At 62.7% G+C, this 16,084-nt stretch carries 9 protein-coding genes and 3 pseudogenes; 6 read left to right on the plus strand and 6 right to left on the minus strand.

Annotation, left to right across the window (positions count from 1 at the left end; all coding sequences use genetic code 11):
• Positions 1–67: 67 nt before the first annotated feature.
• From OKQ63_RS22410 to OKQ63_RS22425, 4 genes are all read right to left on the minus strand, one after another.
• Positions 68–802, minus strand: coding sequence for an SDR family NAD(P)-dependent oxidoreductase (locus tag OKQ63_RS22410; protein WP_264214064.1), 735 nt, complete (start codon positions 800–802; stop codon positions 68–70).
• Positions 799–1,533: an SDR family NAD(P)-dependent oxidoreductase gene (locus OKQ63_RS22415; RefSeq protein ID WP_264214065.1), complete on the minus strand. Its 735-nt coding sequence runs from the start codon at positions 1,531–1,533 to the stop codon at positions 799–801. Before OKQ63_RS22415 ends, OKQ63_RS22410 begins: the two co-directional genes overlap by 4 nt.
• 15 nt (positions 1,534–1,548) lie before the next feature.
• Positions 1,549–2,652 carry a mandelate racemase/muconate lactonizing enzyme family protein gene (locus tag OKQ63_RS22420; RefSeq protein ID WP_264214066.1) on the minus strand — a complete coding sequence of 368 codons (1,104 nt, stop codon included), beginning with the start codon at positions 2,650–2,652 and terminating at the stop codon, positions 1,549–1,551.
• A 67-nt stretch (positions 2,653–2,719) separates the two neighbouring features.
• Complete coding sequence (locus OKQ63_RS22425; protein ID WP_264214067.1) at positions 2,720–4,276, minus strand: trimethylamine methyltransferase family protein; 1,557 nt, start codon at positions 4,274–4,276, stop codon at positions 2,720–2,722.
• A gap of 303 nt (positions 4,277–4,579) precedes the next feature.
• On the opposite strand from OKQ63_RS22425, the pseudogene OKQ63_RS26260 reads away from it, so the two are divergent.
• Positions 4,580–4,696: pseudogene (locus OKQ63_RS26260) on the plus strand (plasmid partitioning protein RepA); the annotation flags it as partial.
• A gap of 23 nt (positions 4,697–4,719) precedes the next feature.
• On the opposite strand, the pseudogene OKQ63_RS22430 reads toward OKQ63_RS26260, so the two are convergent.
• Positions 4,720–5,277: pseudogene (locus tag OKQ63_RS22430) on the minus strand (transposase family protein); the annotation flags it as partial.
• A gap of 389 nt (positions 5,278–5,666) precedes the next feature.
• Positions 5,667–7,055 (minus strand): annotated as a pseudogene (locus OKQ63_RS22435) (IS3 family transposase).
• A gap of 262 nt (positions 7,056–7,317) precedes the next feature.
• Between OKQ63_RS22435 and OKQ63_RS22440 the strand changes: the two are divergent.
• The 5 genes from OKQ63_RS22440 to OKQ63_RS22460 all read left to right on the plus strand — a co-directional run bounded on the left by OKQ63_RS22440 (position 7,318) and on the right by OKQ63_RS22460 (position 16,073).
• On the plus strand, positions 7,318–9,957 hold the full coding sequence (locus OKQ63_RS22440; protein WP_264214068.1) for a LuxR C-terminal-related transcriptional regulator: 2,640 nt from the start codon (positions 7,318–7,320) through the stop codon (positions 9,955–9,957).
• Between the two features lie 129 nt (positions 9,958–10,086).
• Positions 10,087–11,775 (plus strand): hydantoinase B/oxoprolinase family protein, encoded by a 1,689-nt coding sequence (locus tag OKQ63_RS22445; RefSeq protein ID WP_434086067.1) that lies wholly within the window; start codon positions 10,087–10,089, stop codon positions 11,773–11,775.
• A gap of 2 nt (positions 11,776–11,777) precedes the next feature.
• Complete coding sequence (locus OKQ63_RS22450; RefSeq protein ID WP_264214070.1) at positions 11,778–13,835, plus strand: hydantoinase/oxoprolinase family protein; 2,058 nt, start codon at positions 11,778–11,780, stop codon at positions 13,833–13,835.
• Positions 13,835–14,890 (plus strand): ABC transporter ATP-binding protein, encoded by a 1,056-nt coding sequence (locus OKQ63_RS22455; RefSeq protein ID WP_264214071.1) that lies wholly within the window; start codon positions 13,835–13,837, stop codon positions 14,888–14,890. Before OKQ63_RS22450 ends, OKQ63_RS22455 begins: the two co-directional genes overlap by 1 nt.
• Positions 14,891–14,912: 22 nt before the next feature.
• Positions 14,913–16,073, plus strand: coding sequence for an ABC transporter substrate-binding protein (locus OKQ63_RS22460; protein ID WP_264214072.1), 1,161 nt, complete (start codon positions 14,913–14,915; stop codon positions 16,071–16,073).
• The last annotated feature ends 11 nt before the right edge of the window (positions 16,074–16,084 follow it).

Consider the following 16,084-nt stretch of genomic DNA (forward strand, 5'->3'; position numbering starts at 1 on the left):
GGCCTGCGGCCTCCCCCGGAGTATTTTTGCAAAGGTGAATAGGGTTTAGGTCCAGTTCCCTTTCGTTTTAAGGCAGGCTGAGCTTTGCCATCCTTCCGCCATCGACGGTATAGATCTGGCCGGTGATAAAGCCCGCATCTTCTGAGGCCAGGAAGGCCACCAGCGCCGCCACGTCCTCCGGCTTGCCGGTGCGCGCAACCGGGTGGATGCGGGCGATGCCGCGGCGGAAGGCCGCCGGGTCGGGCATCGCTTCGATGAAATCCAGGTTCAGCTCGGTGTCGATCCAGCCGGGCGCAACAGCGTTGCAGCGGATGCCCTCGGGCCCGTGATCCACCGCCACCGCTCGGGTGAGGCCGTGCAGCCCTGCCTTGGCGGCGCAATAGGCAGCATGGCCGGGGTTGCTGCCCAGCCCCTCGATCGAGCCGGTGTTGACGATGCTGCCCTTGGTCCTGCGCAAGTGCGGCAGCGCCGCCTGGATCATCAGGAAGGGCGCGGTCAGGTTGACCGTCAGAGTGCGCTGCCAATCGGCGAGGGACATGTCCTCAACCCGCACCTCCTGCATCATGCCGGCGTTGTTGACCAGCACGTCGATCCCCCCTGCCCTGCTGATGACTTCCGCCACGACCTCGGCCGGGCTGTCCGGATCGGTGAAATCGGCGGGGAGGCCCTCGAACTCCGCATCCGGTCCCCGCTGCGCGGTGAAAACGCGGGCGCCTTCATCGCGCAGGCGCCGCGCAATCGCCTGGCCGATGCCGCTGCGCCCGCCGGTGACCAGCGCCACCTTGCCCTGAAACCGGTTCATGACACCGGTTTCCCGCCGTTCACCTCAACCAGCGCGCCGCACATGTAGCGCGCCGCATCGGAGGCCAGGAACAGCACCACATCGGCGATATCCTCCGGCTCGGCGATCCGGCCCAGCGGCACCGATTTGCCCAGCTCCGCCACCGCGGTATCCGGGTCAAAGCCGCGTTTCGCGAACCCGGTGCGCAGCATCGGCGTGTTCACCTCATTCGGGCAGACCGCGTTGATGCGGATACCCTGATGGGCGTGGTCCATCCCCATGCATTGGGTCAGCGAAGCAATCGCCGCCTTGGTCATGCAGTAGAGCGCATGGTCCGGCCCCGGGTTCCTGCCGCCCCAGCAGGACGACGTGTTGACGATGGCGCCGCCGCCCGACCGCGCCAGGATCGGGATCGCGGCGCGGCAGATGCGGAACGGCGCCTCGACATTCACCCCCATCGACAGGTGCCAGTCGGCATCCGAAGTTTCGGTCACCGCACCGCGGGTGATGACGCCTGCGTTGTTGATGACGATGTCCAAGCCCCCTAGCGCCAGCTGCGCCGCCTGCGGCAGCGCGTTGGCATAGTCTGCGTCCAGGAGATCGCCCGGCAGATGCGCCTCGGCCTCGGCTGTGCTGGTGTCGCGGTCTGCCACGGCGACCTTGGCGCCCGCGGCGCGCAGGCGCTGGACGATGGCGGCACCGATACCGCCCGCAGCCCCCGTGACCAGAGCGCATTTTCCCCGAAATTCCATACTGTTCTGTCTCCTTTAGAACGAGGCCGCCGGGGCGCCGAACAGGCTTTCGTCCGGGATGATGCCCAGACCCGGCCCTTGCGGCACGTTGATATGGCCGCCCTCGATGCGGATGCCGTTCTCCGCGTCGTAATTGCCCTCGATATACGGCGCCGCCAGCCAGACGCCTTCCAGCAAGCCGGGCTTCACGGTGGCGCCGATATGGGTGCAGGCGGCGGCGATGATGTCGCCGCCCCAGCTGTCATCGCAGGTGTGCGGCAGGTTGCGCGCCTCGCAGATATCGCGGAAGGCGCGCATCGGCTGCAGGCCGCCGAGGCGGGTGAGCTTCATGCCGAAGCCGTCGACCAGCCCGGTGCCGGCCGCGGTGATCACCGTGTTCAGGCTGGTGCTGTTTTCATCCATGTAGAGGCCATGAGAGATCTGCGGGCGGATTTTCTGCAGATCTTCCAGCGTGTTGCAGGGCTGCTCCAGGATGAAGGGGATCTGCGGGCATTCGCGGCTGACACGCAGCGCGTCGCGCGTGGTCCAGCCGCGGTTGCCGTCCACCGCCAGCCGCATGCCAGAGGTGCCGATCTTCTCCCAGACCTTGCGGATGGTTTCGATGTCCAGCTCCACCGGCCGTCCGCCGACCTTGACCTGCAGGCGGGGATAGCCCTCGGCCAGCTTCTCGGCGGCCAGCCGGGCGATGTCGTCCGGGGCGCCGACGCCGGTTGCGTAATAGGACGGCACCCGGTCCGTGGCCGCGCCGCCCAGAAGCTCCGAAACACTGACGCCCAGATGTCGGCCCAACAGGTCATGGGCAGCGATGTCGATGGCAGCCTTGGCGTAATTGTGGCCATTGAGCAGCCCGTCCATGCGCCGGTGCAGGGTTACCGGCGCCACCTCGGCGCCGATCAGCCCCTCGGCCATCGTCATCAGCGCCGCGCGGGCGCCGCCGGCGTGGGAATCGGCGTAAGTAGGCCCCACCGGGCAGGTCTCGCCCCAGCCCGTCAGCCCGTTGTCGGCCACCAGTTTCACCAGCGTGGTGTCCAGCGCCCAGACCTCGGCATTGGCCATGGTATAGGGGCCGTTCTTCACCGGCAGATCATGCTGATAGATATGGATTTCTGCGATTTTCATGTGCGTGCCCTGTTGGAAAAAAGGCCCGCCCTCTTTCGCAGGGGCGGGCCAGTCGGGGGAGGAAAGATCAGTAGCTCTGGTTCAGCTCGTCCGCGGCGGGGATTTCCCGCTCGCGCCGCGCGATATAGTCCAGCAGCGCTTCGTTCCTGGCCTCGTCCAGCTTGGGTTCCTGGTACTCGGACAGCAGCTTTTTGGCGCGATTGAGAGCGCGTTCGGTGATTTCGACGCTGCCCTCGGCCTGCCATTGCTCGATCGAGTTGTTGTCGAACAGCTCCGGCATGAAGAACGCCTCCTGGAAATTCTCCTGGGTATGCGGGTGGCCCAGATAGTGGCCGCCGGGGCCGACATCGGGCACGGCCGAGAGCGCCTGATCGAAATCGTGCCATTTCGGCCCTTCCGCCATCCTGTAGGCCATCGCGCATTGTTCGGCATCGACGATGAACTTGGCCACCGAGCAGTGCATACCGGCCTCGTTCCAGCCCGCCGAATGCCAGATGTAGTTGGCGCCGGCATGCATCACTGCCGACAGGGTGGTCGCCGATTCGTAGCCCGCCTGCGCGTCAAACGTCTTGGCCCCGCCCAGCGTGTTGGAGGTCCGCCACGGCACCCCGTAATAGCGCGCCATCTGGCCGATCATGAAGTTCATCAGGCTGATCTCCGGCGTGCCCGCCATCGGCGCGCCGGATTTCATGCTGACGGTCGACAGGTAGTGGCCATAGATCGCCGGCGCGCCCTTGCGGATCACCTGGGTATAGGCCAGCGCGCTCAGCGCCTCGGCATTGAGCTGCGCCACCGTGGCCGGAACCGAGGCCGGGGTGTTGGCGCCGCCCAGCACAAACGGCGAGCACAGAACCGGCTGGTTGCGCTTGCAGAAGGCGCGCATGGCGCCCAGCATGGTCTCATCCCAAACCAGCGGCGAGTTGCCGTTGCAATTGCCGGTGGTGACCGGGTGGTCCTCCAGGAAATCCTCGCCGAACAGGATCGCGCACATCTCCATCACGTCCTCGGCGTTCTTGGGGCTGGTGGTCATGCCCATGAACGTCTTGTCGGAGTATTTCATCGACGAATAGGTGATGCGCAGATGGCGCTGGCTGATCGGGTGATCATAAGGTTCGACGATGTGGTGCGCCGAGGAATGCAGGGCCGGCATCATATGCGCCAGCTTGTGGAACATCGCCAGGTCGTCCAGCATCGGGTTGCGGCGCACGTCATCAAGGTCGCGCAGGAAGGGCGCGCCTGTCATCGGCACAAAGATCGAATGCCTGCCGCCCAGGCGGACATTCTTTTTCGGGTCGCGCGCGTGATAGGTGAAATCGCTGGGGATGGTCTTGATCAGCTCGCGCACCAGGCCGCGGTCGAGATAGACCAGCTCGCCCTCGACCTTGGCGCCGGCGCGTTTCCAGTCCTCCAGCGCGATGGGGTCGCGGAACTGAACGCCAACGTTTTCCAGTATGTCCATCGACGCGGTGTCGATCATTTCGACCTGGGCGCCGTCCATCACCTCGCACAGGGGGATGTTGCGGGCGAGGCCCGGCAGCATGTCGAACTTCGGGGCGGTGCGCAGGGCGCGGCGGGCAGTGCGGCCGCCGGAGCGTGCGCGGGGGGCAGTGGCTTGCTCAGTCATGGCAGAGGTCTCCTTTGACGGCGAGTTTCCCCGAATGAATGCGGTTTCACCTGCAGGATTCCGAAATACGGTTGCAAAAACCGACATTCCATCCGATGGAACCGGCTTGGGCTGGCAGGGCAGCGGCCGCAGACCGCTCCCGGCACCGGCGTTCAGCAGCGGCGGCCGCCTGATTGCACCGTTATTAGACCCTGTTACGGCAGAATCCGCCGGGCGGTCCGGGCTGACGCGACCCGCCCGGCCCCAGCCGTAGCGGATCATGCACAATGAGGCAGAGATTTTTCGCCGGACGCAAGGAAGGAGCTGCGGCTGTTCAGCGCCGGCGAGGCGGCGGAAATGCTGGGCATTTCCCCCAGCTTCCTGCGCAAGCTGCATTTTGACGGCAAATTCCCCGAGGTGCACACCGCGAGGGCGACAAGGTGCGGGTTCTGTCCTTCCTGAACTTCAATGGCTCGCTCAGTCAAGATCGTGTGGATCCGGCAAGGAACCACTTCCAGAAGGTGTTCGAGGAACTCCCAAGCCGTCCGCCGGTCGGCCTTTCCGGCCAGTTGGGTGACTGCGAACTTGCTGGTCCGGTCGATGGCAACGGAGAGATAGAGCTTTCCTTCGGCTGTCTGCACTTCGGCGATATCCATGTGAAGGAAGCCAATGGGGTAGCGCTTGAAGCGCTGACGCTTGGGCTTGTCCTCTTGGACATCCGGCAACCGTGAGATCCCATGCCGCTGAAGACAGCGGTGCAGCGCTGACCGGGTCAGGTGCGGAATGGATGGTTGCAAGGCGTATAGGCAATCATCCAGCGGCAGGAGCGTGTGCCGACGGAAAGCCACCACCAATGCCTCCTCAGCCTCGCTGAGAACGGTCGACCGAGGCTCCTTCGGACCGGTCTTGCAATCCTCGGCCGTCTCGCGCTTGCGCCACTTCGCGGCCGTCTTCGGGTTGATACCGAGGTCCCGGCTCAACGCTGCGGTCGAAGCTTGCGGTCGCTGTATTGCGGCTCGGATGGCGTGCGTGCCCTATCGGCAGATTGCTCCGCAATCGCCTGCCGGGTGTGCGACCAAGAGCCCGCCATCCGCGCTCATTCAAGTCTCGCGCTAAACCGAGACTTGAATGAATGGAACCATTGGGATGAGGACACAATACAGCAGCGCGCTGAAGTGCTTTTCAAAGCAGCCCGGCGCGTCTGGATTGCTCCAATCCGACGGAAAGGCTTTTCCAAGGCTTCATATACTACTAATGAAAACAACAATGGATCGCGATCTGGAATGCCAGAAGATGGTACGCGGTGTGAATTCACCTACGGCAGTCAAGTGCATCGCGGGATCATCAAGGACAGTCAACTTTTCGTTGAAGGATACAGCACATGACGTGCTCCCCGCAGAGTCCGCGGTTATTAGTTCGCCCTGTTCAGGGTTTGGTCCTCTACTGACCGTTGGTGATACTCCCACGGGGTGGGCCCGTCGAGGCTCGTATGCGGGCGATGGTGATTGTAATCGTCACGCCAGGCCGCGATCAACTCTCGGGCGTGGCGCAGGCTGGCGAACAAGTGCTCGTTCAGGCACTCGTCCCGGAGGCGGCCGTTGAAGCTTTCGACAAAGCCGTTCTGCATGGGCTTGCCTGACGCGATGTAGTGCCACTCGACCTTCCGGTCTTCCTGCCATTTCAGAATGGCATTCGACGTCAGTTCGGTCCCGCTCGCCATTGTCCTCGGACCAATGGCGGACAAAGCTCGCTCGCTGACCACCATGCAGGGATAGCCACGCGTTCGGGCGATATTATCGAGCTCACGGGCAACCCGCTGGCCGGAGAGCGAGGTGTCCACGACCGCGGCCAGGCATTCCCGGCTGAAGTCGTCAATGACGCAGAGCACCCGGAAACGGCGGCCATCCCTTGCCCGGCAGGGCATTGCGCAGCAATGTCCCGAGAGGCGGACAAGCGGTCCGAGACGAAGTCCAGCGACCATCTCTGGTTCGGCCCTTGCGGGATCGCCCCTCTCGGCAGCATGCTGCGCATGCGCCTGCCGGGCAGTGATGAGCGCACGCGTCCCAATGACGCGTTTTCGCCCGCCGCGCTTGCGCACGCTCAGCCCCTCTTCGCGGTAGATCCGGTAGAGCGCTACACCCTACAAACGATCCCCCGGATCGTCTGCCTTACGGGCTTCGATCCAGTTCACCTTCCAGCCCTCGCGGCCGAGCAGCAGGTGCAGCCGCCCCTCTCATGGTTTGCAAGCAAACCACTGCCGGGCAGTGGATAGCCGAAGCGCCGCCGTTCGCTGGACAGCTCCTTCAGCCTCTCTCGCAACTCGGCGTCCGCAGGCCTGGTTGATCCACGCCGATGGACGCGCGGATCGATCCCGGCCAGGGCCCAGGCCCGCCGCTGGTTGTAGTTCTTCTCTGTCATGGCCCAGTCCACGGCTCTCCGCCTTGCACCGGGCCTCAAAAGGGTTCGCAGGCTCACTCGAACGCATGGCGTTCGCCTGCTGCCATTCCCAGCATCTCTTTCAGCGTTGCCACATCAAGCATGTGCTCGGCCAACATCTTCTTGAGCTTGGCGTTCTCGACCTCCAGAGCCTTCAGCCTCTTGGCCTCGGACACTTCCATGCCGCCATACTTCGAACGCCTTTTGCAGAAAGTGCCATCGCCCCCTCTCGGGACATTGCTGCGCAATGCCCTGCCGGGCGGTGGATGCCGTGCTTCCGGCACAGTTCCTTCGCCCCCATTCCGGCCTGGTGCTCCTTCAGGATGCCAATGATCTGCTCTTCGCTGAAACGGCTTTTCCGCATCGTCTGTCTCCTCGCTTGGAGAACAGGCTAACTTCAAATCGCGGACTTTTCAGGGGAGCACGTCCGGTGGACTGCCATTCCCCTGCCAGTTCGTTGAAATATTAAAACTTCGCGAGCGATATCCTGCGGGCACTCGACAGTCTGAAGCCAACAGGAGCATACTTCGGTCTTAACAGGAACCTGAAGGCTCAGAGCTCACTTGCCAGGGCGAGTTCCAGAGCTGTCTTGGAAAGAAGAGCCGTTATGTTCAAGAGCAATCGACATGTTTGAGGTCCCCAGAGAGGATCTTCTCAAACCTTTTGCAAGGACCCCGGCCGCGAGCCTCATCACCATCGAGGCTCCGGCGGGCAGCGGCAAGACCACCCTTCTGCGTCAACTCCGGGAGCAACTTTCGTGCCGGGGCCTGCGGCAGGTTCATGTCCAGCCCGGGGCCGACACCGACGAACCGGATTTGCTGCAGAATCTCCTGGATGCCATCGGCGTCAGCGGACTGAGCGCAGAACTCGAGCTGCCGCATCGCGATGACGCATTCGAAACATTTACAGACCGTTTCGTTCAGGAACTAACCTCCCTTGCGGGGCACACCTTCGTGATTGTCGACGATTTTCACCGCTACAAGTCGGCATCTGCGATAAAACTCCTCACCACCCTTGCGCATCTGGAGCCACGGCCGCCGGTCACCATCGTTGTCGCATCGCGGGCTGCATGCGATATTCCGGTGTCGGCTCTGCGATTGCGAGGACGGCTCGTTGAACTTGATCAGCGCAGCCTGAAGTTTTCGGAACGCGAGGCAAATGCTCTTCGCGAAATGGCCGGCACCGGCCTCGACAAGGCCATCTGGACCGCGTTCTGGAAAAAAGTGGACGGATGGGCCGTCGCGCTGCAACTTGCCTTGATCCTCCTGCGGGAGCGCAAGATCGGCATCTCCGACCTGCTGAATTTTTCCGGAACGCAGCGGGAAATGGCGTCCTATCTGTCGCAATTGATCGTCGACGGCGCCTCGGAACAGGACCGGGCCCTCCTCTATACCGCAGCCGCCTTCGACAGTCTCCGGCCGGATGTCACCGGGGCCGTCCTGGGCCGCGCACGGGCCGACCGCTTGCACGATCTGATCGCAACCCTTGCGCTGCCAACCGAAATCGCCGGCAAGCAACCCGGAGAGATCCGTTTGCATGGCGTGGTGTCGGAGTTTCTGAAGGCGCGTGCGCAGAGCAAGCGGGTGGACATGCGCGCCCTGCAGGCAAACGCCGCCGCGTTCCTTGAATCCTCCGGCGAGTGGCGCAAGGCTATTCGCTACGGCCTGTCCACGGGCGATCTTGCCCTTGCCGCGGGCATCGCGGAACGGGGCGGCGGGTGGCGCTTGGTCTACAGGGGCGAAGAAGGCACGCCACGCCAGTTCCGGGACTTGGCGAAAATGCCCCGCGAACTCTATGGCAATTACCCTCGGACGGTGCTGGGCCTGTCTGTGTCAGCCGCAAAACGAGGCGAGATCGACCTGGCGCTCGACCTTCTGGAGAAGATTGCGGCAGTTGCGGACCCGGCGGACCTGGCTCTAGCAGCAGAGCTGAGGCTCATCAGCGCCTTGATGGATCTCTACAGTGATCGCCAGACATCGCCCGAGGCCATCGAGCAATTGGAAAAGGACATTTCCAAGGACACCGAGGTGGATGCCGTTCGGCTTGCCTTGACACAGAACCTTCTGTGTTTCTGTTCGCTGCAAGCTGCGAATTTCAAGGCAGCGATTCACTATGGACGGCTGTCGGTTGCTGCATTCCGTGACGCGCGGTCGGATTTCGGTGCGGCTCACCTGCCCTTGCACATCGGGCAGGCAGAATTTTTCGGGGGGCAGATGGACAACGCACGCGCCACGCTCCAGCAGCATTCCGAGCATTGCGTTGAAGAACTGGGAGCGACAGCGGATCTGACCCTGATGACCCAGGCCCTGCTGTCAGAGACCATCATCGAACAGGGCGCAAATCCCCCGGACAGGGCATTCCTGCGCGAGGCGTTCATCCGGCTGGGAAAACGGGACAGCTGGTTTGATCCACTGGCCTCGCTTCTGGTTTCACAGATACGGCTGGCCCTTGCCGATGGCGACAGTACCGAGGCAGAGGTCATACTTTCCCAGGCCGAGGACATTGCTCATCGCCGGCATTACCACCGTTTGCTGGGCCTCGTCAGACAGCTGCGCATAGAGATCCTGCTCAAGAGCGGTCAAACCAAGGATGCGGAGCAACTGCTGGGTCTTGCCGCCGGCACCAAGGTGTCCAGTCCGGCCTATGATCCGGTAAATCTGCGCGGCAGTCCTTCGGAGGCCCTGCAGGCCCGGCTCCTGCTGGACAAAGGGGCCTTTGGCGAAGCGTTGCCGCTGCTGGATGCACTGCTGGCAGACCCCGCCGCTGCCCGGAATGCACAGCGCAGCATTCGTCTGTCCTTGCAGAAAATACGGACCCTGGTGGCGATGGAAGATACCGGCAAGGCACGCGCTGACCTGGAGCGCCTGGCCTTGACCCACCGGGTTGACCTGTACCGGCTGCCTTTCGTTGAAGAGGGGCCGGTTCTGGCCCGGTTTATGTCAGAGCATATCGCAGGCCTTGATCCTCAGTCGCTGATCCACCGCCGGCTGGCGCCCCCGTCGGACCTGATTGCATGCCACTACCCCGGCGCCCGGGCGGCACCATCGGAACTGGTTCATCTGACCGGCACGGAAGCTCAGGTGATCAGCTTGCTTGAAAAGGGCAAGACCAACAAGGAAATCGCGCGCGACCTGTCCGTCACGGTCAACACCGTGAAGTTTCACCTGAGCAACATTTTCAGAAAGCTCGGCGTGAGCACCCGCACAGCGGCCATCACCACGTGCCGCGAACAAGGGTTGCTCTCTGCCGCATTCGGCCGATCATAAGTAAGCAAAATCAACAACTTGATGCGCCCCACCCACACGGGTAGGGTGCCGCCTTTTCCCCGTCCTCTACGCTTTGAGCATGGTTAAGCCCGAATCAAGCAGGGGCTCTGACAACGGAAGGGGATGCCTGTGAAACTGCAAACCAAAGACAAAGTCGATCCTGTCACACTGGAGATCATCCAGGGCAAGCTCTTGTCTGTCGTCGACGAAATGGCCGTCGTCATGCAACGCACGAGTATGAGCCCGGTGATCTACGAGGTGCTGGATTTCGCGTGCGGCGTCTGCAACGAAAAGATGGAACTGGTCGCGCAGACCAACGGGATCACCCTGTTCACCGGAACGTTCAGCACTCAGCTCCGGTCGGTCGTCGAAACCTACAAGGACGACATGAAGCCAGGCGACATCTACGTAACCAACGATCCGTATCACGGCGGCACGCACGCCTGCGATTTCGCGATCATTCGCCCGATCTTTCAGGGAAGCCGGCTTGTTGCCTATGCCCTGAATGTCGCCCATTGGGTGGATGTCGGCGGCGCGGTACCCGGCAGCCTGCCGCCCGATGCCACCTCCTCCTTCCAGGAAGGCCTGCGCCTGTCGCGCATCCGGCTGGCCCGCGGCGATGTCATCAATGATGAGATCGTCCGCATCATCCGCGAAAACACGCGTCTGCCGGACATCGCAATGGGCGACCTGAATGCGCAGATCGCAACGGTCAGGATCGCAGAGACCCGGATCGGAGAAATGCTGGAACGCTACGGCGCCAATCTGCTGACTGCCAGCTTCGGCGCGATCATTGAAGGTTCGGCCCTGCGCAGCCGCGCCACGATCCGGCAACTGGCAGACGGTGTCTACCGTGCGGAAGATGTGATCGACGGCGATGGCGTGACCTCCGGCCCGATCCACGTGCAAGTCAGGATCACCATCGAGGGCGATCAGGTGGAGGTGGATTTCACCGGCTGCCCGCCTGCTGTGGCCGGACCCATCAACTGCGGCGCAGGTGCGCTGCAATCCGCCGTGAAGTCGGTGTTCAAGGCGATGGTCGCCCCGCAAGAGCCGTCAAACGAAGGCTGGTTCCAGCCACTTACGATCAAAGCTCCGAACGGCACGATATTCACTGCGGAGAAACCATCGCCCACCGGATGGTATTACGAAGGTTCCGTACAGGCATCCGAACTGGTCTGGAAGGCGCTTGCCAGCCATATGCCGGAACGCTTCTCGGCCGGGTCCTACTCATCGCTGTGCGTGATCTACCTGAGCGGCCGGAGCGCCACCGGCGAGGAATTCATCCATATCGAACCCACGCATGGCGGCTGGGGCGCCTCCGAAGATGAGGACGGTGCCAATGCGCTGATCTCGCTGACGGATGGCGACACCTACAACTATTCCATCGAACTGCTTGAGGCGAAATTTCCGGTTCGGGTGCGGCGCTATGATTTCAACGTCGAGGGCGGCGTCGGCGGCGGGCGGTTCCGCGGCGGTTTCGGCGTTGTCAGGGATTATGAAATCCTGGCCGACAAGACCATGCTGACAGGCAGTTTCGGGCGAAGCGAAACGCCGCCCTGGGGCGCCGAAGGCGGCCGCGACGGGTCGGTCAACCGGTTTGAAGTCATTGAGGCCGGCACGGGAAAGGTCACATCCTACGGCAGACTGAGCGAACGCACGCTGATGAAAGGCGACGTCGTACGCATCATCACCGGCGGCGGCGGCGGCTGGGGCGACCCGGCATTGCGAGCGCGCGACGCAATTGACCGGGACCTGCGAAACGAACTGATCACCCTGGACGACGCGCGTTCAATCTATGGTTACGAGGGGCACTGAACATGATCCGACTGGCAACTGATGTAGGTGGCACCTTTACCGATCTTCTCGGATACGACGAGCAGACCGGACAGGTGTATTCCGCCAAAAGCCTGACCACGATAGATGACCAGTCCCGTGGGGTGGTCGATACGATCGACGCGGCCAGGACTTCGGACGGGCTGGAGCCTGGACAGGTCGGCTTCTTCGTTCACGGAGGCACCACAGTGATCAACGCGATCACCGAGCGCAAGGGCGTCAGGACCGCGCTTGTCACGACGCGGGGGATCCGGGATGTTCTGGAGATCGGGCGCGGCACCCGGCCGGACCTCTATAACCTGCGTTTCCACACGCCTGCACCCTACGTCGAACGCGCCTTGCGGTTCGAGATCGGCGAACGCATCGGCGCTGACGGCTCTGTGCTGGAACGGATCAATCAGGATGACATGGAACGCGTCGCCAAGGCGCTGCAAGCGGAAGGCGTCGAAGCGGTCGCGATCCTGTTTCTCAATTCCTATGCCAACCCGGAACACGAAGCCGCATGCGCCGCATATCTTTCGGACCGTCTGCCGGACACCACGATCTGTTGCAGCCACGAGATTTCGAGCCTTTGGCGGGAATACGAGCGGTCGAACACCGTGGTGCTGAACGCCTATGTCAAACCGATCATCTCGCGGTACTTCCAGAAGCTTGAAACCAAACTGATAGATGCCACCGTGCGCTGCGCCCATTACGCGATGTTGTCGAACGGCGGCGTGGCGTCGTTCCGGCAGGCGTCGGACGCGCCGCTGAACCTGGTGGAATCCGGCCCTTCTGGCGGTGTGGCCGGTGCTGTCCGGATCGGCGAGTTTCTGGGTGAACAGAATGTTCTCGCCTTCGATGTGGGCGGTACAACGGCCAAATGCTCGGTGATCGTGGACGGCAAGCCTCGGGTGTTTTCCGAATACAAGATGGAGTGGAGCCGGCAGTCGCCCGGATACCCGGTCCAGGTTCCGGTCGTGGATATTGTCGAGATCGGCTCCGGTGGCGGATCGATTGCGCGGGTCGATGAATTCGGGGCCCTGACGGTCGGCCCGGAAAGCGCCGGTTCCAAACCCGGTCCGGTCTGCTACGGCTTCGGCGGAACGGAACCCACGGTCACGGACGCAAAGCTTCTGACCGGGGTGATCAACCCGGACACCTTCGCCGGCGGCAAGATCAGGCTCGATGTCGAAGCGGCCCGGGAGGCCATGTCCGGATTGGGCGAACGCCTGGGGCTGGACGTCGAAAACACCGCGCAGGCGATCCTTGATCTGGCCGAAGCGAACATGATCAACGCCCTGAAACTGGTGACCATCCAGCGGGGTTACGATCCGCGCGACTTCACGCTGGTGGTCACTGGCGGCGGCGGGCCCCTGTTCGCCGCCAGCCTGGGACGCGAACTGAATGCGAAACGGGTTGTCATCCCCCCCCATGCGGGTATCTTTTCAGCCTGGGGGATGCTGGCGGCAAAGCCGCGCGTCGACATGCGCAAAACCTGGTTCCGGGAACTCGGGGCGGAGGCCATCGCGCCGCTGGAGCGGGAGTTGAACACGCTGCGCCAGTCCGCAACCGGCTATTTCGGACAGGACACGGATGAGGCCCTGACCTTCGTTGTGGCGCTCCAGCTGCGCTACCGGGGGCAGGAACATTCGGTCACGACCCACATCGGCACCGAGCTCGATCCGGCGTCCATCGCTGACCATTTCCACGCCGCGCACAAGACGGCCTATTCCTTCGATCTCGTCGGGACCGCCATCGAGATCACCGGCATCCATCTGGTTGCAGAACTTCAGAGCCCAGTGATTTCCTGCCCGGTGGTGAATGGCGACGGCTTAACGAAGGAAACTGCACAAACCGGGCTGCGCAAGGTTTTCGAGGGTGCCGAACAGGGGTGGGCAGACTGCAACGTCTTCCATCGTGAGAAGATGCCGCCGGGGCTCGAAATCGCAGGACCTGCGCTGATTGAAGAGCCAACCACGACAACCCTGGTTTTGACGGGCCAAACGGTGCAGCGCAATGAACACGGGCTTCTGATTGTCACTGAGAAAGGCGACACATAATGGCTATTTCGATTGGTATAGACAAGGTGAGCCGCCGCTTCGGAGACGTCGTCGCTGTCGACAATCTCCGGCTCGAGATCAAGGCGGGCGAGTTCTTTACCCTGCTGGGGTCGTCCGGGTCGGGCAAAAGCACCCTTCTGAAGATGATCGCGGGCTTCGATCAGCCCACAAACGGCCGGATCCTTTTCGATGGCGCGGATGTCACGCGGATGCCGGCCAACCGGCGCCCCTGCAACACCGTGTTCCAGGACCTTGCCCTTTTTCCGCACATGTCCGTTGCGCAGAACGTCGGCTACGGCCTGCGGGTCCGCCGCGAGGCCAAGCCGGTGCGGACCGGCAAGGTGCGCAATGCCCTGCAGCTGGTCGATCTCGACGGTTATCAGGACCGTGACATCATGGCCCTGTCTGGCGGTCAGCGGCAGCGCGTCGCGCTGGCACGGTCCCTGGTTATGGAACCCGGCATCCTGTTGCTGGACGAACCGCTCACCGGTCTGGATGAGCGTCTTCGCCAGCAGATGCGCGATGAATTCGGACGTCTGCACCAGAAGACCGCCGCGACCTTCGTGCTGGTGACACACAACCAGGACGAAGCCCTGAGCCTGTCGGACCGGATGGCGATCATGCATCACGGCAGGCTGGTCCAGGTCGGAACCCCCGACGAAATCCTGCACCGGCCGACAAATGAGTTCGTGGCACGGTTCGTCGGGCTGGAATCCATCGTCGTCCCCGACCGTGTCGAAAAGCACGGCGCCGGTCTTGCCGTGCTGATCAACGGGAGCCGCTCGGAGATCCCCGCCTACCAAGGTGATGTTCTTCCCAGCAAGATCGCGATCCGATCCGACCGGTTGAGCCTGGAGGCCGGCGAACAGGGCATCCCGGCGACATTGATCGAGCGTCATTTTCGCGGGCGGTACTACGAATGCACCTTGGCGATGAGAGACAACACCAGACTAACCGCGGAAATCTCGGTCGACGCGATGCCGGACGGCATGGACACAGGCAAGGCCACCACTCTGGGACTTCAGGCCGGGGCCTTGGTTCCGGTGATGAACTGACCTGCAACACGGGAGATAACAAATGAACAGACTTCAAAGCCATTTGCACGGCAGCCTCGGCCGCAGACAGATGCTCAAACTGACGGCAAGCGGTATCGCCGGCCTCGCGGCATCTTCCGTCCTGCCGGCCGCGGCAGCGGAGGCTGGCGGGAACGTTGCCTTCTGGGGCACCGGAACGCTCGATATCGGCAATGACTGGCAGCGCGCGATGGAAAGCGCGGGCCTCGACATTTCGTTCTCGGACAACGGAAACGATCCTGGCCCGATTGTCGCACGGCTGGTCGCGGGCAATGCAAATGCCATCTACGATGTCAGCGGCGTTCAGGGCGGCGCCGAAAAGGAACTGGCGACGCAGGGCGCCGTAGTGCCCTGGGACACCGGCAAGATCGCGAACTGGGACAAGGTCTGGTCCTGGGCCAAGGACATTCCGTTTCTCACCGTCGATGGCAATCAGATCGGGCTGCCCTGCGTAGTGAACGCCGACTCGATCATCTACCGCAAGGACAAGCTGGGCGTCGTCGACAGTTACGGCGTGATCTTCGACCCCAAGCTCAAGGGACGGGTCGCGATGGAAGATGCCTGGATCAATTCGGCAATCTTCACCGCCATGTACCTCAAGGAATCCGAAAACGCGCCGATCGTCGAGCCTGGAAACCTGACCGAGGACGAGCTTGGCCTGGTCATGGAGTTCCTGATCAAACACAAGCGCGACGGCCAGTTCCGCACGTTCTGGAGCGGCTGGGAACAGGGTGTGCAACTGGTCGCCGACGAAGAGGTCGACGCGATGACCGGCTGGGAGCCGATCGTGCTCGAAGGCCAGAAACGCGGCCTTGACGTGGCCTATGCCGCCCCGGTCGAGGGGTATGAAGGCTGGGGCAACAACCTGCTTTTGCACCGCGGTGCGGTGGAGCGCGGGCTGGGCGACGCAGCCCATGAATTCGCAAACTGGATTTACTCCGGCTTCTACGGCGCCAACCTGTCGCAATCGCGCGGCTACGTCGTGCCAAGCGACAACAATGTCGCCTACGCCGAGGCCAACCCAGGCGAGTTCGACCCGGCCGCGGTCAGGAAGACCGTGGACCACGTCCGCAACAAGTTTTCAGGCAAGGTCTATTGGCAGAACACGCGGCCGGACAACTTCCAGCTGTACGAAGAGTGGTGGCAGAAGCTGCGCAACAGCTGAGCCATCACCAC

Origin of the sequence: Leisingera thetidis, assembly GCF_025857195.1 — a bacterium.
Lineage (GTDB): Bacteria > Pseudomonadota > Alphaproteobacteria > Rhodobacterales > Rhodobacteraceae > Leisingera > Leisingera thetidis.